We start from the raw sequence: 17,517 nt of genomic DNA on the forward strand, positions 1-17,517 counted from the left end.
TGCCGGTCGTCCCGGTCATGCCGGGCTCGGGGCGGCCTCGCGCGGTGTCTCGGAGATGCCGCTGTGGCCGAGTTCGGAACCGAGGCCGAAGTAGTGCCGGAAGTTGTAGATCAGCGGGCTCCACGCGGCGGGATCGATGTGCTGGGTCCCCGGGACCACCAGGCGCGCGTCGGCGTGCACCTTCACCACCCGGGCCTCGACGATCAGGAAGTCTCCCGACACATCGGGCGCGACCCGGGCGGCCCGCGCCTCCAGCTGGATCGGGCATTCCGCCACCCGGGGCGGGCGCACCGCCTCCGACGGCTGCGCCCGGAAGCCGCCCGCCGTGAACTTGTCCGGCTCGTAGCGCGCCGCCCGGGCACCCGGCCGCGGCCCGTCCCCCGGAGGCCGCCCGGTCAGCCGGCCCAGCCGCTCGACGGCCGCCCACTGCCCGGGCTCGGGCAGGCTGAGGACCAGCTCCGGCCGGTCCGCCAGGTTCCTCCCGGTCCGGCCTTCCCGCCCGAGTCCCAGCACGACCACCTGGCCGAGGGCCCAAGCCGACGAGATCGGCGCGAGATTGAAGGTGCCGTCGGGATTCTCGGTGGTCACCAAGGCGACGGGGGTGCCGAAGTAGAGGATGCTCGGAGTGATGGCCAGATGACGGCCGGCGGGTGCGGTCGGGTGCTGAGCGAAGTGCATGCGGCGACCGTAGGAGGCCGACGGTTCGGGGACGGCCGAAGCGTCGCGGCGGGATGATGGACGGCATGGAACGCAACGCCCGTGACGACCGCGCGCGGCGCGCCGCGGACGGGCAGGGCCTCGCGGCCGTCGCCGCGCTGCTCGCCGACCGTACGCGCGCGTCCTTCTGCCTCGCCCTCATCGACGGCCGGGCCTGGACCGCGGGCGAACTCGCCCGGCACGCCGGGGTGGCCCGCTCGACCGCCACCGAACACCTCAACGCCCTGGTCGGGGGCGGTCTGCTGGCGGAGGAACGGCAGGGCCGCCACCGGTACGTCCGGCTGGCCGGCCCCGAAGTGGCCGAACTGGTCGAGCGCCTGGCCGGCCTCGCCGCGCCGTCCGCGCCGGCGGCGCGGACGCCCGCCACCCTGTCCGCCGCCGGGCGCGAACACGCCCTCGCCCGGGCCCGGACCTGCTACGACCACCTCGCCGGAGCGCTCGGCGTCGCCCTGACCGACGCGATGACCGCACGCCGGCTGCTCGATTGGACCCATGGCCTGGAGCTCACCCCCGCCGGCCGGGACTGGCTCGCCGAACTGTCCATTCCGCTCCCGGCCCCGGGCGGCGGAGGCCGCCGTCCGGCCGTCCGGCCGTGCCTGGACTGGACCGAACGCCGCCCGCACCTGGCCGGGGCGGTGGGCGCCGCGATCTGCCGCCACGCGTTCGACGCCGGCTGGCTGACCCGGGTCGGCACCACCCGGGCCGTCCGGCTCACCGAGACCGGGCACACCGCCCTCGCCCACCACCTGGGACTCCGGGCGATGCCTTGAGCGCTACCGGCGTCAGCGGCCCCACGCCTCCGTGACCGCCCTGCGCGCGCCCTCCAGGTCCACCGCGCGGCCCGTCTCCGCGAGCGCCGCGCCCAGCGCCGCCAGCGACGACTGCACCGCGCCCGGGGTCGCGTCCACCCCGTAGTGGTTCACCCGGATCATCTCCTTGGCCAGCGTCCCGCCGCCCGCGATCAGCGGCAGCGACGGGTCCGCCGCCAGCGCCTTCGCCACCAGCTCCGAGGCGTCCACCCCGGCCGGCGACCGCAGCGTCGTCGCGACCGGTGCCGCGTCCCTCGCCTCGTGGACGTACGGCTCCAGACCGCCGCCCAGCGCCAGCACCCCCGCGCGCGTGGCCGCCGCGGCCGCCGCGTGCCGGGCCATCAGCGCGTCCAGACCCTCCGTCTCGATCCGGTCCAGGCACGCTTCCAGGGCCAGCATCTCCAGCTGCGCCGGAGCGTGCAGCAGGGCCTTGCGGCCGCCGTCGATCCAGCGCTCCTTCCAGTCGAGGAGGGAGAGGTACGAGCGGCGCGGGGCGTTCGGGTTGGCGGCGAACCGCTCCCACGCCCGCGCGCTCACCGACACCGCCGAGACGCCCGCCGGGCCGCCCATCGCCTTCTGCGCGCCGATGATGCACATGTCGACGCCCCACGCGTCCGGCAGCACCGGCTCCGCGCCGATCGACGCCACCGCGTCCAGGTAGAACAGCGCGCCGTGCGCCCGTACGACCTCGCCGATCTCCGCGACCGGGTTCGTGTTGCCGGTCGCCGCCTCCGCGTGCACCAGCGACACGAAGTCGATCTCCGGGTGGGCCTCCAGAGCCTGGGCCACCTGCTCCGCGGTCACCGCCGTGTGGAACGGCACCTCCAGGTCCACGACCGTGGCGCCGCAGTCCCGCAGCCAGTTGCCGAACGTCTGCCCGTACGGCCCGGTCACCACGTTCAGCGCCGTCGAGCCCGCCCGCGCGCCGCTGCGGATACAGCCCTCCAGCGGCAGCAGCGCCTCACCCTGGGTGATGACCACGTCCTGCTCGGTGGAGAGCAGCGCGGCGACCCGGCGTTCGATGGACGCGAAGTGCCCGGCGGTCAGCGGGGCCAGGTCGAGAAGCGGGTGTGTCACGGTCACGGTGGTGCCTTCTTCGAATCGGTCGTATCGGTTCGTACGCGGTGAAGCTCCCGGTCAGGGTACCCACGCCGGTATGCGCCGCCTCGTAGAGTGCGGGTATGAGCGATCACGTGGTGCTGCATGTGAAGGGGCGGGTGCTCGTCGGCCCGGAGGACATACGGGACGAGCTGTGGTGCGTCGACGGACGCGTCACCTTCGAACGGCCCGGCGCCCTCGCCGACGACGCCGTCACCGTCGAGGGCTGGGCCCTGCCCGGCCTCGTCGACGCCCACTGCCACGTCGGGCTCGACGCGCACGGCCCCGTCGACGCCGACACGGCCGAGAAACAGGCCCTGACCGACCGTGACGCCGGCACCCTGCTGATCCGCGACGCCGGCTCGCCCTCCGACACCCGCTGGATCGACGACCGCGAGGACCTGCCGAAGATCATCCGGGCCGGCCGGCACATCGCCCGTACCCGCCGCTACATCCGCAACTACGCCCACGAGATCGAACCCGACCAGCTCGTCGAGTACGTCGGGCGCGAGGCCCGGCGCGGCGACGGCTGGGTCAAGCTCGTCGGCGACTGGATCGACCGCGGCCTCGGCGACCTCGCCCCGTCCTGGCCCCGCCCCGACATCGAGGCCGCCATCGCCGAGGCCCACCGGCTCGGTGCCCGCGTCACCGCGCACTGCTTCGCCGAGGACTCCCTGCGCGACCTCGTCGAGGCCGGCATCGACTGCGTCGAACACGCCACCGGCCTCACCGAGGACACCATCCCGCTCTTCGCCGAACGCGGCGTCGCCATCGTTCCCACCCTCGTCAACATCGCGACCTTCCCGCGGCTCGCGGACGGCGGCGAGGAGAAGTTCCCGCGCTGGTCGGCCCATATGCGGCGGCTCCATGAGCGGCGCTACGACACCGTGCGCGCCGCCTGGGACGCCGGCATCCCGGTCTTCGTCGGCACCGACGCGGGCGGCTCGCTGCCCCACGGGTTCGTCGCCGCGGAGGTCGAGGAACTCACCCGGGCCGGCCTTCCCGCGCTCGACGCGCTGTCCGCGACCGCGTGGAAGGCGCGGGAGTGGCTGGGGCGGGAAGGGCTGGTGGAGGGGGCGGTGGCGGACCTGGTGGTGTACGGGGAGGATCCGCGGGCGGATGTGCGGGTGCTTGCGGCGCCGCGGCGTGTCGTGGTGAACGGGCGGGTGATCGCGTAGCGGGGCGCCGCGGTGCGGGGTGAGGGCAGGGGCGGGATTCAGGACTTCTCGTAGAACGCCAGACGGGCCCGCTTCTCCGGGAGGAAGACCTCCGGGAGGTCCACCTCCGGCAGGACGATGTCCGGGCCGAGGGTGAAGCCCGCGCGGGTGAGGCGGGTGAGGGCCTTCGTGTTGGTGGCGTCCGGTTCCGCCACCAGGCGGGTGCGGGTGGTCAGGGCGAAGTCGATCAGGGCGGTCAGCAGGTGTTCGGTGAAGCCCCGTTCCGGGGCCGCCGACGGGGCCACGAAGAGGTGGACGCCGATGTCGCCGGGGCGGGCGTCGTAGCACGCGGAGACCCGGTCGGCCTCGGGGTCGTACGTCTGGAAGACCGCCACCGGCTCGTCGTCACGGCGGACGAGGAAGCCGTGGTGGGTGGGGAGCGCGTCGAGGTGCGCGTAGACGTCCCGGACCTGGTCGACGGTGGTGCCGTGCATGCCCCAGTAGCGGGCGCGGTCCTCGTTCACCCAGCGGTGCAGGAGTGGGGCGTCCGCGGCGGGGTCGATGCGGTCGATCCGTACGGTGCCGAAGCCCGCGACGGTCTGGACGTGCTCGGGGGTGCTCATGGGGGTCCTGTCCGGTACGAGGTGGTCCCAGTCGGTGGTGACGGGGACGAGGTCGCCGCGCAGCCAGTGGGGCAGCTGGTCGCGGTGGTGCGGGTCGCCGGGGATCCCGGAGGCGCCGAACGGGACGACCCACAGGCTGCGGTCCCGGTCCGCCAGGTCCCAGACGAAGCGGGCGGCGGACGCGCGGGCGCCGCGGTCGGTGAAGCCGGGCACGCTGGAGGTGGACAGGACGCAGTCGTGGTCGCCGCCGAGCCCGGGCCACGTGTCGTCCTCGTCGGGGAGGGCCTGCCAGGGGGCGAGGCGGTGCGTCGTGCCCCAGGCCGGGGGCGTCTCTCCGGCCGCGGTCTCCTCCAGCGCGGCCCGTACGGTCCCGGCCCGGTCCGCGGCCGGCACCGGGCCGTCGGCCAGCAGGGTCTCCAGGGCGAACGCGACCCGGGGGCCGAGGGCCAGCCAGGGGGCGAAGAGTTCGGGGTACGGGTCCGGGCCGGGGCCGCGCAGGGCGGAGAACGCCGGGTGTGCGGCCAGGCCGCGGACGACGGCCCCGCGCACCGCCGCGTACAGCCCCGCGTCCGTGCTGTCGGCCGCCATCCGCCGGTCCCAGCCGAGCAGCCGGTCGCGTACGGCCCGGGCGCCGGGGGAGAGGGCCGCCGGGTCCGTCGCGTGGACGGCCGCGAGGAGGCGGGCGGCGGAGGGGTTGTCGGTGTCGGTGTGGATCGCCGTCATCGCCTCCGGTGTCCAGGCGGCGGAGGCGTCGAGGAGGGCGGCGATCCGGCGGGCCCGGTGCGGCGGGGCGAACTCGACGCCCAGCGGCGCTGCCAGGCCGCGCGCGTTGGCCATCACCGCGTACGCGCCGACCGTCTCCCGGGGCGTGGGCGTGGGCGTGGGGTCCGGGGCCCACGCGTGCCGGGCGTCCCACGCGGGCACCACCCGTAGCCGGTTCGTCCGGTCCCGTACGGGGACGTGGCCGGCCACCCGGTGCAGCAGCCCACCGTCGGTGTCGGCGGCCTGGACGACGTTGACCGGCTCCACCCAGCCGTCCAGCGCCCGGTCGATGTCGGTGACGTCGCGGGCCCGCAGCAGCGCGGGCAGGGCGGCGAAGCCCACGTCGCCGGTGACGCGGGGCGGATGGCGGAGGCTGACCGCGTCCCAGATGCCGTCTCCGGACGGGTTGTCGGCGCCGGCGATCACCGGGCCGCGGGCCGTCTCGACGACCGTGACCGTCGCCGGGGCGGCGTCGCGTACGGGGATCGTCTCGGTGTGCGCGGCGGCCGGTTCCCAGCCGTCCGGGCCCAGCGCCTCGATCCCGCCGTCCGGCCGGCGGCGCAGCCGTTCGCGGTACAGGTCCTGGTAGTCGGCCATGGCGTTGGTGATGGCCCAGGCGACGGTGCCGGCGTGGCCGAAGTGGGCGAGGCCGGGCACCCCGGGGACGGCCAGGCCGAGGACGTCGTAGTCAGGGCAGGCGAGGCGTATCTGCTGGTAGACGCCGGGCGCCTCGATGATCCGGTGCGGGTCGCCGGCCACCAGCGGGGCGCCGCTCGCCGTACGGGAACCGGCGACGACCCAGCCGTTGGAACCGGCCGTGCCCGGGCCGTCGGTGGCGAAGAGTTCCGTCCACTCCTCGCCGAGCAGCCGGGCGACCCGGTCCCGCCACAGCTTGGTGGGGAAGCCCGCGAAGAGGATGTGAGTGGACAGCCAGACGGCGAGCGGGGTCCACGGCTCCCAGCGGCCGGGCGCGAGGCCGGTCCGGGCGAACTCCGGTGCGCGCCGGGCGCCTTCGGGCAGTGCCTCGTTCACCCCGGTCGCGTACGCGGCCACCCACGCCGCCGTCCCCGCGTCGAGCCGGGCGTGGCAGCGGCGGGCGGTGTCGGCGAGCCGTGCCTGCCGCGCGAAGGTGTCCCAGCCGGTCTCCGCCGGGCCCAGGAACGCGGCCGTCGTGCCCTCGGCCCGGTGCCGTTCGACCTCCAGCTGCCAGGCCCGGTCGAGCGCGGTCACCCGGCCCTGGGCGCGGGCGAGTTCCAGGGGGTCGGCGGCGCGCAGATGGGGGATGCCCCAGGCGTCCCGGAAGACCTCGATGCTCACTGCGTACGCCCCGATCCGCTCACGATTGCTTAGGTTAGGCTCGCCTAACTTATCTCATGAGGGTGGGGGCGTGGGGGTGGGTGACGGGTTGACGGTTCGGTGCCTTGAGGGGGTGTCGCTCGTTGGACTTTTTTACGCGGGTGCGGCCGTGGGGCGTGGTGAGTGAGGGCGCTGCGCACGCTTGTGCCGAAAAGATTCGAAAATGAGCACGGAAACCACCCTTTGGAGTGAACTCACGCCAGGTGTCCACCAGTTCACCCACAGTGCGTAAAGATTCCCGTGTCTCAAGTCGCCGGCGCCGCAGTGACCCACAGTCCCCGTGGCGAGCGGCCCGCGACGCCAAGTCTCTTGTGGGGGTTCCACCGACGTGAACAGCACTACCTTCCGCCTGCCCGCACGCCGCTCCGCCGCCGCGGCCACCGTCGCCGCGCTCGCCGTGGGGCCGCTGGTCCTCGCGGCCCCGGCGGCGCACGCCACGGGCGGCCCCGGCGGCGAGGGCCGGGCCACCGCCGTCGTCCTGCGCGCCGGGCTCGACGTCGACCTGCTCGACAAGACGGTGCGCGTGCCGGTGCGGGCCTCCCTCAACGCGGTGGAGGCCCCCGCCAGCGCCGAGCGCACCGCGCTCAGCGTCCGGGTGGAGGGCGCGGAGCAGAACCGGCCCGTCGACATCCTCAAAGCCGACGTCGCCACCTCCGAGGCGACGGTCGAGGGCAAGGTGGCCCAGGGCTACGTCAACCTCGTCAAGGCCGGCGTCCACGTCCCCGGACTGCCCGGACTGTCCCTGATCGAGCTGGAGAAGGTCACCGCCAAGGCCGTCTGCGCGGCCGGCGAGCGCCCGGTCGCCCAGGCCAACCTGCTCGGCCACGTCACCGTCCTCGGCAAGAAGACCACCCTGTCGACCGGCGGCCGCACCAAGGTCACCGTGCCGGGCGTCGGAGAGGTCGTCCTCGACCTCTCCCGCACCACCGTCACCTCCAGGACCGCCGCCGCCACCGCGCTCGAACTGTCCGTGGAGGTCAACCCGCTCAAGCTCAACGTCGCCGAGGTCAAGGGCAAGGTCACCCTCGCCGAGGCCACCTGCTCGGCCCCGGCCGGCGGCGGCCGGCCCACCGACGGGCCCAGCACCCCGCCCACCGGCCAGCCCTCGCACCCGTCCACCGGCGGCTCCACGAACGGTTCGACCGGCGGCTCCACGAACGGCTCCACCGGAGGGTCCACGAACGGTTCGACCGGAGGGTCCTCGAACGGATCCACGGGCGGCTCTTCGAACGGCTCGACCGGCGGGTCCTCGCACGGCTCGGCCGGCGGGTCCGGCCAGGGCTCCCAGGTGAACACCCAGAACGGCGGCAGTGCCCCCGCCGGCGACCTCGCCGAGACCGGCGGCAGCTCCATGACCCCGTACCTGGCCGGCGGTGCCGTCCTGCTGGTCGCGGCCGGCGGCGGCGCGCTCGTCATGGCCCGCGGCCGGTCCCGCGCCCGCGCCCGCGGCTGACCGCCGGCGAGGACCCGCGCCCACGGGGGACCCGGGGGAATCGGGGGCGCGGGGTGAAGTGAGGTGAGGAGAACGCGGGGGCGGTGCCGTGACCGGGCGCCGCCCCCGCTTCCTTCCGTACGGGACGGCATCCCGTGCGGGTGCCCTCCCGTACGGACGTCAGCCCAGCAGCAACAGCGACTGGTCCAGTGCCTGGAGGAAACGGTTCGTCGTGACCCGGTCCCGCACCGCGAGCCGCAGCCAGTTCCGGTCGAGGCCCGGGAAGGTGTCCCCGCGCCGGGCCGCGAACCCGAGGGCCCGCAGCCGCTCCCGCACCGCCTCGGCGCCCTCGATCCGTACGAGCACGAACGGCGCCTCGGCCGCCGCCACCACCCGTACCTCGTCGAACTCCACCAGGCCCGCGAGCAGATGGGCCCGGTCCACCCCGATCCGGTGCGCCGCGTCCTCCGCCTCCGCGAGCGCCGCGTGCGACATGCACGCCTCCGCCGCCGCCAGCGCCGGAGTCGACACCGGCCACAGCGGCTGGGCCCGCTCCAGGGCGGCGATGATCCGCGGCTCCGCGAGCACGTAGCCGATCCGCAGGCCCGCGAGCCCCCAGGTCTTGGTCAGGCTGCGCAGCACCACCAGACCGGGCACGTCGGTCCGGGAGGCCAGCGACTCCCGTTCGCCCGGCACCGCGTCCATGAACGCCTCGTCGACCACCAGCGTCCGCCCCGGCCGGGCCAGCGCCGCGATCGCCGCCGCCGGATGCAGCACCGACGTCGGATTGGTCGGATTGCCGATGACCACCAGATCCGCGTCCTCGGGCACCGCCGCCGGATCCAGCCGGAACCCGTCCTCCTCGCGCAGCAGCACCCGCTCGACCGCGTGCCCCGCGCCCCGCAGCGCGGCCTCCGGCTCGGTGAACTGCGGATGCACCACGACCGCCCGCCGCACCGGCAGCGCCCGCGCGAGCAGGACGAACGCCTCCGCCGCGCCCGCGGTCAGGAGCACCCGGCGGGGCGGCAGATCGTGCCGCGAGGCGACCGCCGCCCGCGCTGCCCGTCCATCCGGGTAGGCCGCGAGCCCGGTGAGCGAGGCCGCTATCCGCTCCCGCAGCCAGCCGGGCGGGGTGTGCGTGCGGACGTTGACCGCGAGGTCGATCAGCTTCTCGTCGCGCACCTCGGCGTCGCCGTGGTGTCTGAGGTCATGGGTGTCTGCGGGAATGTCGATGCTCATGGCCGCCGTCGCGTGGGGGGTGGGGGTGGGACTGGCACATGTGGGGGATGTCCAGGCGTCGCCACCGATGTACCCGTCAGTAGGCCCCGACAACCGTGCGTCCACGGCTCCTTCACCCGGAACAATCGGCGCAGAAGCGGCCACAGCGCACGTAACGCGACGCGTCTTGCGCTTCGTCACCACCAAGTGCGCCCCCTGCCCCGCCCCGCGCAGCGCCGCCGCCTCCGCCACCGAACCCGTCCCGGTCGCCGCCCGGGCCGCCGTCGACGGATGCGGCACGGTCACCGCCGCCAGCTCCTCGCTCGCGTACGCCCACACCGGCACCCCGAGCCGCGCCGCGGCCTCGGTGATCCCCGGCTCCCCGGCCCGCGCGTCCAGCGTCGCGAACGCCGTCAGCGCGGCCTCGGCCGGCGGCGCCTCCGCGAGCGCGGCCCGCACCAGGCCGAGGACCTCCTCGGCCGGCGCCCCCGGCCGGGCCCCCACGCCCACCACCACACGGAGGAACGGCCCGAGGTGCGCGGGGGAGGGGGCATCGGTTAGCAAGAGCCCATGGCGGTGGTCGTCGCGCTCGGCGCGTTCCTCATGACGCTGGTCGGCGGCTGGACCGCCCAGCGCGTCACCGACCGCCGCCACCTCGTCCTCGGCCTCGCCGGCGGACTGATGCTCGGCGTCGTCGGACTCGACCTGCTCCCCGAGTCCCTGGCCACCGCGGGTAAGCCGGTCTTCGGCGTGCCCCAGGCCCTGCTGCTGTTCGTCGGCGGCTTCCTCTTCGCGCACGTGGTCGAACGCCTGCTCGCCGTCCGCCGCGCGGCCCACGGCGGCGACACCGGGAAACGCGCCCCGCAGGTCGGTCTCACCGCCGCCGCGGCCATGGTCGGCCACAGCCTCATGGACGGCGTCGCGCTCGGCGCCGCGTTCCAGGTCGGCGGCGGGATGGGCGCCACCGTCGCGCTCGCCGTCATCACCCACGACTTCGCCGACGGCTTCAACACGTACACGATCACCAGCCTGTACGGGAACGCCCGCCGCCGGGCCCTCGCCATGCTCGCCGCCGACGCGCTCGCGCCCGTCGTGGGCGCCGCCTCCACGCTGCTGTTCACCCTCCCGGCCGAATTCCTCGGCAGCTATCTCGGCTTCTTCGGCGGCGCCCTGCTCTACCTCGCGGCCGCCGAGATCCTGCCCGAGGCGCACCACACCCACCCCGCCCGGACGACCCTGCTGTGCACGGCCCTGGGCGTGGCGTTCATCTGGCTCGTGGTGGGCCTCTCCGGCTGAATCCCCGCCGCGGCCCGTCGCGGCCACCGGCCCGCCGGACACGACCCCCGGCCCCTCGGACACGGTCACCGGCAGTGCTCCACGAACCGCGCCGCGGCCTCGGGCGCCCCCGCCCAGTGCGTGTGCACGTAACTGGCGTGCACCCCGCGCTGGACGAAGCCCTCGACCCGCCGCACCGGCAGCCGCAGCCCCCACGCCGGCACCGCCCCCGCGCCCGGCTCGACGACCGTGCGGTGGAACTCGTGCCCCCGCATTCGCGCCCCGGCCGGCGCCAGCACGCTGTCGTTCACCGCGACCGCGTCCCGGTACCCCAGCGTCAGCCGCTCCGACATCCGCGCCTCGGCGTCCAGCACTCCGCACATCGGCCGGCCGTCCAGCGACCGCGCCAGATACAGCAGCCCGGCGCACTCGGCCGCCACCGGCGCGCCCGACGCCGCCAGCTCCGCCACCGCCGCCCGCAGCGACGCGTTGGCGGACAGCTCCGCCCCGTACATCTCCGGGAACCCGCCGCCGATCACCAGACCGCGCGTCCCCTCGGGCAGCGCCTCGTCGCGCAGCGGGTCGAAGGTGACGACCTCGGCCCCGGCGGCGGCGAGCAGTTCGGTGTGCTCGGCGTACGAGAAGGTGAAGGCGGGCCCGCCCGCGACGGCGACCACGGGCCGGGCCGACCCGTGTGCCTCCACGGACACGGGCGGGGACCACGGCTCGGCGTCCAGCGGCGGCGCCGACCGGGCCAGGGCGAGCAGCGCGTCCAGATCGCAGCCCTGCCGTACCTGCTCCGCCTGCGCCGCCACGGCGGCCACCGCCGCCGTCTGCCGCTCCGCGACCGGCACCAGACCGAGGTGCCGCGACGGCGTCTCCACCGCCGGGGCCCGCCGCAGCACGCCGAGCACCGGCACGCCCGACTCCTCCAGGGCCTCCCGCAGCAGTTCCTCGTGCCGGTCCGAGGCGACCTTGTTGAGGATCACCCCGCCGAGCCGTACGCGAGGGTCCCAGGACGCGAAGCCGTGCACGAGCGCCGCCACCGACCGGGACTGCGAGGACGCGTCCACGACCAGCACCACAGGCGCCCGCAGCAGCTTCGCCACCTGCGCCGTCGAGGCCAGCTCGCCTTGCCCCGCGGCCCCGTCGTACAGGCCCATCACACCCTCGACGACGGCCAGTTCGCAGCCGCGCGCCCCGTGCGCGAAGAGTGGCGCGATCAGCTCGGGGCCGCACATGTACGCGTCGAGGTTGCGGCCCGGGCGGCCGGTCGCGAGCGCGTGGTAGCCCGGGTCGATGTAGTCCGGGCCCACCTTGTGCGGGGAGACCGCGAGGCCGCGGCCGGCGAACGCGGCCATCAGACCGGTCGCCACGGTGGTCTTGCCCGCGCCGGAGGACGGCGCGGCGATGACGAGACGTGCTACCACTCGATGCCCCGCTGGCCCTTCTGACCCGCGTCCATCGGGTGCTTCACCTTCGACATGTCGGTCACCAGATCCGCGAACTCCACGAGCTCCGCCGGGGCGTTGCGGCCGGTGATCACCACATGCTGCTGCCCGGGACGGTTCCGCAGCACCTCGATCACCTCGGCCGTGTCGATCCAGCCCCAGTGCAGCAGGTACGCGAACTCGTCGAGGACGTAGAACCGGTACCGCTCGTCCGCGAGGTCCCGCTTGACCTGCTCCCAGCCCTCGCGCGCCTTCTCCTCGTGCGACGGCTCGCCCTCGGCGGTGGCGCGCTGGATCCAGGACCAGCCCTCGCCCATCTTGTTCCAGACGACCGTGCCGCCCTTGCCCGTCTCGCCGAGCGTCCGCAGCGCGTTCTCCTCGCCGACCCGCCACTTGGCGGACTTGACGAACTGGAACACCCCGATCGGCCAGCCCTGGTTCCAGGCGCGCAGCGCCATCCCGAAGGCGGCGGTCGACTTCCCCTTGCCCACACCGGTGTGCACCATCACCAGCGCGCGGTTACGGCGCTGGCGGGTGGTCAGACCGTCGTCCGGAACGACGGTCGGCTGTCCCTGCGGCATTTACGCGGCCCTCTCAGAGCGATGGTTCTGTACGTCGCGGACGAGGCCGGCGATCGCGTCGGCCCGCAGTTCGTCCAGGGTGACGGCGGTGCCGCCGAGGCCGAGGGCGAGTTCCCCGGCCAGACCGAGCCGCACCGGGCCCGTCTCGCAGTCCACGACCACGGCGGCCGTGCCGTCGGCGGCGTGCAGCCGCGCGGCCCGGGTGGCGAGCGCCAGCGGGTCCGGCCCGCCGCCGGTCGCCCGGCCGTCGGTCACCACCACGAGCAGCGGCCGGCGCGACGGATCGCGCAGCCGTTCCACCCGCAGCACGTCGTGTGCCGTCAGCAGGCCCGCCGCCAGCGGGGTACGGCCGCCCGTGGGCAGCCGCTCCAGCCGGGCGGCGGCGGCCTCCACGGACGAGGTCGGCGGCAGCGCGACCTCCGCGTCCCGGCCCCGGAAGGTGACCAGGCCGACCTTGTCGCGCCGCTGGTAGGCGTCGAGCAGCAGCGAGAGCACCGCGCCCTTCACGGCGCCCATCCGCTGCCGGGCCGCCATCGAACCGGACGCGTCCACGACGAACAGGACCAGATTGCCCTCGCGGCCCTCGCGGGTCGCCTGCCGCAGATCGTCCCGGCGTACCACCAGGCCCCGGCCGGTGCGGCCGCGCGCCCGCTGGTGCGGGGCGGCGGCCCGGACCGTCGCGGTCAGGTGCAGGGCGGTCAGCGCGCCCCGGGGGCGGGCCGCGCCGGTGGTCCGGCCGTGGGCGGTACGCGCGCGGGAGCGGCGGCCGGCCGCGCCCTGGCCGAGTCCGGGCACGCTGAGCATCTTCGTACGGAAGGGCTCGCCGGCGCCGACGGCGGCCCGCTCACCGGACCCGGCGCCCCGGGGCGCGGGGGCGGACTCGGGTACCTCGGGCGCCTCGGGCGTGTCAGCCGTCTCGGCCGTCTCGGCCGTCTCGGAAGTCCCGGAGGTCTCCGGCGCGGGCGCGTCACCCTGCGGCGGAATCCCGCCCCCGCCGCCCCCGTCGGGGCCGCCGTCCCCCGGCCCGTCCGGGTCACCGGGACCCTCCGGCTCCGGATCGTCGTCCGGCCGCCCGGAACCCTCCGGCTCCTCGCCCTTGAACTTCTCCAGGGTCTCGTCCAGCTTGTCCTGGTCGAGCCCCGGCGCGTCGAACGGGTTGCGCCGGCGCCGGTGCGGCAGCGCGAGCAGCGCCGCCTGCCGTACGTCCTCGGAGGTGACCTCCGTCCGCCCCGCCCACGCGGCGAGCGCGGTCGCCGTCCGGGCCATCACGATGTCCGCGCGCATGCCGTCCACCTCGAACGCGGCGCAGGTCGCGGCGATCTGGAGCAGCACCGCGTCCCCGAGCACCACCCGCGGCAGCAGCTCCCGCGCGGCCGTGATCCGCCCGCGCAGCGCCGTCTCCTCGGCCGCCCAGCGCGCGGCGAACGCGGCCGGATCGTCCTCGAACGCGAGCCGCCGGCGCACCACCTCGACCCGCTGCTCCGGCTCCCGGGACGCCGCCACCTCCACGGTCAGCCCGAACCGGTCCAGCAGCTGGGGCCGCAGCTCGCCCTCCTCCGGGTTCATCGTGCCGACGAGCAGGAACCGGGCCGCGTGCCGTACGGAGACACCCTCGCGCTCCACGTACGACGAGCCCATGGCGGCGGCGTCGAGCAGCAGGTCGATCAGATGGTCGTGGAGCAGATTGACCTCGTCGACGTAGAGGATGCCCCGGTGCGCGTCGGCGAGCAGGCCCGGCTCGAACGCCTTCACGCCGTCGGCGAGGGCCTTCTCGATGTCGAGCGCGCCGACCAGCCGGTCCTCGGAGGCGCCGACCGGCAGCTCCACCATCCGGGCCGGCCGCGTGTCCCCCGCGGCGGAGGCGTCGTGCGGGCCGTCCGGGCAGCCCGGGTCGGGGGACGCCGGGTCGCAGCTGAACCGGCAGCCCGCGACGACGTCCATCGGCGGCAGCAGCGCCGCGAGCCCGCGCACGATCGTGGACTTCGCCGTCCCCTTCTCGCCGCGGACGAGGACACCGCCCACCGCGGGGCTGACGGCGTTCAGGAGCAGTGCGAGGCGCAGATCGTCCATGCCGACGACGGCCGTGAACGGATAACGGGTACTCATCGGACGGTCACTCCTTCGAGTCGTACGGAAGTACGGAAGCGGGGACGGCGGCGGGCGGAAGGAATGCGGCGCTCACGGCGCACCCGGCGGCACGAACGGCAGCCCCTCCGGCGCGCCCTTCTCGATCAGCCGCAGCAGCGCGTCCGTGTCGGCGTGCTCCTCGATCAGATCGCCCAGCCGGTCCAGCTGTTCCTCGCGCAGCGCGTCGAACGAGGTGTCCGGCGCCGGGACGAAACGGCGCCCGGCCGCCGCCGCGACCTCCCGCAGGAACGCCCGGCGGAACCCGTCGCTCTCCAGCGAGCCGTGCCAGTGCGTCCCCCACACCGCCCCGGTCCGGCAGCCGTCCAGGAACGGCTCCCCGCCCCGTACGTCCGCCACGCCGTGATGGATCTCGTACCCCTCGACCCGCTCGCCGAGCGCCTCGCCCACCGGCCGCGCCAGCGTCTTCTCGCGCGCGAACCGGACCCGTACGGGCAGCAGGCCGAGCCCGTCGACCGCCCCGGCCCGCGACTCCACCTCGTCCTCGATGCGCTCGCCGAGGACCTGGAAGCCGCCGCACACCCCGAGGATCGGACGGCCCTCGGCGGCCCGCCGGGCCAGCGCCGCCGCGAGACCGCGCTCGCGCAGCCAGGCCAGCGCCCTCACCGTGCCGCGGGTGCCCGGCACGACCACCAGATCGGCGTCGGTCAGCTCCTCCGGCCGGTCCACGAACCGCACCACCACACCCGGCTCCGCCGCCAGCGCGTCCACGTCCGTGAAGTTCGACATCAGCGGGACGGCGCAGACGGCGACCCGCAGCACGTCCGCGCCGAACGGTGGCGCCACGACCGACTCGCGGACCGCGCCGCGCAGCGAGACCCGCAGCCCGTCCTCCTCGTCGATGCCAAGGCCGTGCGCGTACGGCAGCACGCCGAGCGTGGGCCGTCCGGTCAGGCCGTCGAGCATCGCGAGGCCCGGTTCGAGCAGGGACACGTCGCCGCGGAACTTGTTCACCAGATAGCCGGCGACCAGCCGCTGGTCCTCCGGCGCGAGCAGCGCCGTCGTCCCGAAGAACTGGGCGAACACCCCGCCCCGGTCGATGTCGCCGACCACGACCACGGGCAGCCGCGCGGCCCGCGCGATGCCCATGTTCACGATGTCGGTGCGGCGCAGGTTGATCTCCGCCGGGCTGCCCGCGCCCTCGCAGATCACCGCGTCGTGGGTGCGCCGCAGCTCCTCCAGACAGGCGAGCACCGGCGCGAAGAGTTCCTTCTGCCGCCCGCCGTGGTAGCCGCGGGCGCTCATCTCGCCGACCGGCTTGCCCATCAGGACGACCTGGCTGGAACGGTCGCTTCCGGGCTTCAGCAGCACCGGGTTCATCAACGCGGTCGGCTCGACGCGCGCGGCCCGCGCCTGCATGGCCTGGGCGCGGCCGATCTCGGCGCCCTCCCGGGTCACGAAGGAGTTCAGGGACATGTTCTGGCCCTTGAACGGCGCGACCTTCAGGCCCTGACGGACCAGCCACCGGCAGATCCCGGCCGTGACGACGCTCTTGCCCGCGTCGGACGTGGTGCCCGCGACGAGCAGCCCCCCGCCCATGGTCCCCTCGCTTCTCACACCGCACCCCCGTGCTTTTGCCGCGTACGACGGACCGCGCCCGCCAGGAGCCGGCCGCCCGCGCAGCCGGCCAGGGTCAGCCAGGTCACCCGGCGCGAGAGCCGGACCGCCCGGTCGATGTCGGCCACCTCGACGGCCCGTCCGCGCGCGTTCAGCACCGGCCGGTGCTCGATCCGCCCGCCGTACGACAGGGTGCCGCCGAGCCGTACGCCGAGCGCCCCCGCGAACGCGGCCTCCACCGGACCCGCGTTCGGGCTCGGATGCCGGGAGGCGTCCGCGCGCCAGGCCCGTACCGCCCCGCGCGGATCGTCGCCCGCGACGGCGGCGAGGACGGCCGTCAGACGGGCGCCCGGCCAGCCCGCCACGTCGTCCAGGCGGGCCGAGGCCCAGCCGAACCGGCGGTGCCGCGGCGACTTGTGGCCGACCATCGCGTCCAGGGTGTTGACCGCCCGGAACCCGAGCAGCCCCGGCACCCCGGCGACCGCGCCCCAGAACAGGGCGCCCACGACCGCGTCCGAGGTGTTCTCGGCGACCGACTCGACGACCGCGCGGGCCATCCCGGGCCCGTCGAGCGCCTGTGGGTCGCGCCCGACCAGATGCGGCAGGCGTTCCCGGGCGACGTCCAGGTCCCCGGCTTCGAGCGCCCCGCCGATCGCGCGGGCCTCGCGGCCCAGCGTCGTCCCGCCGACGACGGCCCACACGGAGGCGGCGGTCAGCGCGGCGGAGGCGGTGGCGCTGCCCCGTACGGCACGGGTCGCGGCGGCCCCGAGGGCCACGGCGGAGCCGGCGCAGAGGGCGGTGTACAGGGCGCCCCGGCCCCGGTGGTCCTGGTGCAGACGGCGCTCGACGGCGCCCGCCGCCCGGCCGAACGCGGCGACCGGATGGCCGCGCCGCGGATCGCCCACGACCAGGTCGGCGGCGAGGCCGAGGGCTGCCCCGTACGCGAAGACGCGGGGGCGCGAGGGATGGGGGCGGGTACGAGACGGGCTCGGGCCGCTGCCGGGCATGGCACATGTCCTCACTCAGGGTCCGCGCCCTGGATCGACGTGACCGGCGGCGAGAGTTCCTGACTCCCGGCCCCGAGGGCCGGTCACAGTGGCGGGACCGTGCCGGAATCACACCGGACTTCCTCCCCATGCCGCCGTATTGGCCCCGGCAGTCCACCACGCGGCCCGAACGCCCGTCAACCCGCCATTGACCTGCGCCGGGTCACTGTGCGAAGCGCCACAAACACGACAGTCGGCCGGCCACCTCGGCCTGGCCGCCCAGCTCGCCCTCCGTACCCACCTCGCGGGCCACCCGCGTCACTTCGGAGGAGAACGACGAGAGCTGGTCC

The 17,517-nt window shown here is 75.4% G+C and carries 13 protein-coding genes and 1 riboswitch; of the genes, 4 read left to right on the forward strand and 9 right to left on the reverse strand.

Translation table 11 applies throughout. The features are described 5' to 3' along the window. Positions 1-15: 15 nt before the first annotated feature. Positions 16-678, reverse strand: coding sequence for a flavin reductase family protein (locus ABZ693_RS32470; RefSeq protein WP_359884834.1), 663 nt, complete (start codon positions 676-678; stop codon positions 16-18). Positions 679-743: 65 nt separating this feature from the next. On the opposite strand from ABZ693_RS32470, the gene ABZ693_RS32475 reads away from it, so the two are divergent. Then, on the forward strand, positions 744-1,487 hold the full coding sequence (locus tag ABZ693_RS32475) for an ArsR/SmtB family transcription factor (RefSeq protein WP_359884836.1): 744 nt from the start codon (positions 744-746) through the stop codon (positions 1,485-1,487). A gap of 12 nt (positions 1,488-1,499) precedes the next feature. On the opposite strand, the gene ABZ693_RS32480 is transcribed toward ABZ693_RS32475, so the two are convergent. After that, the gene (locus ABZ693_RS32480; protein ID WP_359884858.1) at positions 1,500-2,603 is read right to left on the reverse strand and encodes a pyridoxal-phosphate-dependent aminotransferase family protein; all 1,104 of its coding nucleotides are present in this window, start codon (positions 2,601-2,603) and stop codon (positions 1,500-1,502) included. Positions 2,604-2,707: 104 nt separating this feature from the next. Here ABZ693_RS32480 and ABZ693_RS32485 point away from each other — a divergent pair, with 104 nt between their 5' ends. Further along, a complete protein-coding gene (locus ABZ693_RS32485; RefSeq protein WP_359884837.1) occupies positions 2,708-3,802 on the forward strand; it encodes an amidohydrolase family protein in 1,095 nt (364 codons plus the stop codon). A gap of 38 nt (positions 3,803-3,840) precedes the next feature. Here the strand turns inward: ABZ693_RS32485 and ABZ693_RS32490 are convergent, their stop codons facing one another. After that, positions 3,841-6,483: a GNAT family N-acetyltransferase gene (locus ABZ693_RS32490; protein WP_359884839.1), complete on the reverse strand. Its 2,643-nt coding sequence runs from the start codon at positions 6,481-6,483 to the stop codon at positions 3,841-3,843. A gap of 367 nt (positions 6,484-6,850) precedes the next feature. Between ABZ693_RS32490 and ABZ693_RS32495 the strand changes: the two genes are divergently transcribed. Next, positions 6,851-7,975 carry an SCO1860 family LAETG-anchored protein gene (locus ABZ693_RS32495; RefSeq protein ID WP_359884840.1) on the forward strand — a complete coding sequence of 375 codons (1,125 nt, stop codon included), beginning with the start codon at positions 6,851-6,853 and terminating at the stop codon, positions 7,973-7,975. Between the two features lie 159 nt (positions 7,976-8,134). Here the strand turns inward: ABZ693_RS32495 and cobC are convergent, their stop codons facing one another. Continuing rightward, positions 8,135-9,685 carry an Rv2231c family histidinol phosphate aminotransferase CobC gene (gene cobC / locus ABZ693_RS32500; protein WP_359884841.1) on the reverse strand — a complete coding sequence of 517 codons (1,551 nt, stop codon included), beginning with the start codon at positions 9,683-9,685 and terminating at the stop codon, positions 8,135-8,137. Between the two features lie 57 nt (positions 9,686-9,742). On the opposite strand from cobC, the gene ABZ693_RS32505 reads away from it, so the two are divergent. Beyond that, positions 9,743-10,468: a ZIP family metal transporter gene (locus tag ABZ693_RS32505; RefSeq protein WP_359884843.1), complete on the forward strand. Its 726-nt coding sequence runs from the start codon at positions 9,743-9,745 to the stop codon at positions 10,466-10,468. A 65-nt stretch (positions 10,469-10,533) separates the two neighbouring features. Here the strand turns inward: ABZ693_RS32505 and ABZ693_RS32510 are convergent, their stop codons facing one another. From ABZ693_RS32510 to ABZ693_RS32530, 5 genes are all read right to left on the reverse strand, one after another. Beyond that, the gene (locus tag ABZ693_RS32510) at positions 10,534-11,877 is read right to left on the reverse strand and encodes a cobyrinic acid a,c-diamide synthase CobB (protein ID WP_359884845.1); all 1,344 of its coding nucleotides are present in this window, start codon (positions 11,875-11,877) and stop codon (positions 10,534-10,536) included. Continuing rightward, a complete protein-coding gene (gene cobO / locus ABZ693_RS32515; RefSeq protein WP_359884847.1) occupies positions 11,871-12,479 on the reverse strand; it encodes a cob(I)yrinic acid a,c-diamide adenosyltransferase in 609 nt (202 codons plus the stop codon). The genes ABZ693_RS32510 and cobO overlap by 7 nt, the downstream gene beginning before the upstream one ends. After that, entirely contained in the window at positions 12,480-14,585 is a 2,106-nt protein-coding gene (locus ABZ693_RS32520) for a putative cobaltochelatase (RefSeq protein WP_359884849.1), read from the reverse strand. It lies immediately after the preceding gene. Positions 14,586-14,657: 72 nt separating this feature from the next. Then, positions 14,658-16,163: a cobyric acid synthase gene (locus tag ABZ693_RS32525; RefSeq protein ID WP_359884851.1), complete on the reverse strand. Its 1,506-nt coding sequence runs from the start codon at positions 16,161-16,163 to the stop codon at positions 14,658-14,660. Positions 16,164-16,177: 14 nt separating this feature from the next. Further along, entirely contained in the window at positions 16,178-17,188 is a 1,011-nt protein-coding gene (locus tag ABZ693_RS32530) for a cobalamin biosynthesis protein (protein ID WP_359884853.1), read from the reverse strand. A 44-nt stretch (positions 17,189-17,232) separates the two neighbouring features. Beyond that, a riboswitch (adenosylcobalamin (AdoCbl) riboswitch) is annotated at positions 17,233-17,325 on the reverse strand. Positions 17,326-17,517 lie beyond the last annotated feature (192 nt).

It is taken from the genome of Streptomyces laurentii, assembly GCF_040635425.1.
GTDB classification, from domain to species: domain Bacteria; phylum Actinomycetota; class Actinomycetes; order Streptomycetales; family Streptomycetaceae; genus Streptomyces; species Streptomyces laurentii.

Bases quoted from the DNA above. Each gene is read 5' to 3' on its own strand.
- ABZ693_RS32470 (WP_359884834.1), bottom strand. From the start codon at position 678: ATGCACTTCGCTCAGCACCCGACCGCACCCGCCGGCCGTCATCTGGCC.
- ABZ693_RS32475 (WP_359884836.1), top strand. From the start codon at position 744: ATGGAACGCAACGCCCGTGACGACCGCGCGCGGCGCGCCGCGGACGGG.
- ABZ693_RS32485 (WP_359884837.1), top strand. From the start codon at position 2,708: ATGAGCGATCACGTGGTGCTGCATGTGAAGGGGCGGGTGCTCGTCGGC.
- ABZ693_RS32505 (WP_359884843.1), top strand. From the start codon at position 9,743: ATGGCGGTGGTCGTCGCGCTCGGCGCGTTCCTCATGACGCTGGTCGGC.
- cobO (WP_359884847.1), bottom strand. From the start codon at position 12,479: ATGCCGCAGGGACAGCCGACCGTCGTTCCGGACGACGGTCTGACCACC.
- ABZ693_RS32520 (WP_359884849.1), bottom strand. From the start codon at position 14,585: ATGAGTACCCGTTATCCGTTCACGGCCGTCGTCGGCATGGACGATCTG.
- ABZ693_RS32525 (WP_359884851.1), bottom strand. From the start codon at position 16,163: ATGGGCGGGGGGCTGCTCGTCGCGGGCACCACGTCCGACGCGGGCAAG.
- ABZ693_RS32530 (WP_359884853.1), bottom strand. From the start codon at position 17,188: ATGCCCGGCAGCGGCCCGAGCCCGTCTCGTACCCGCCCCCATCCCTCG.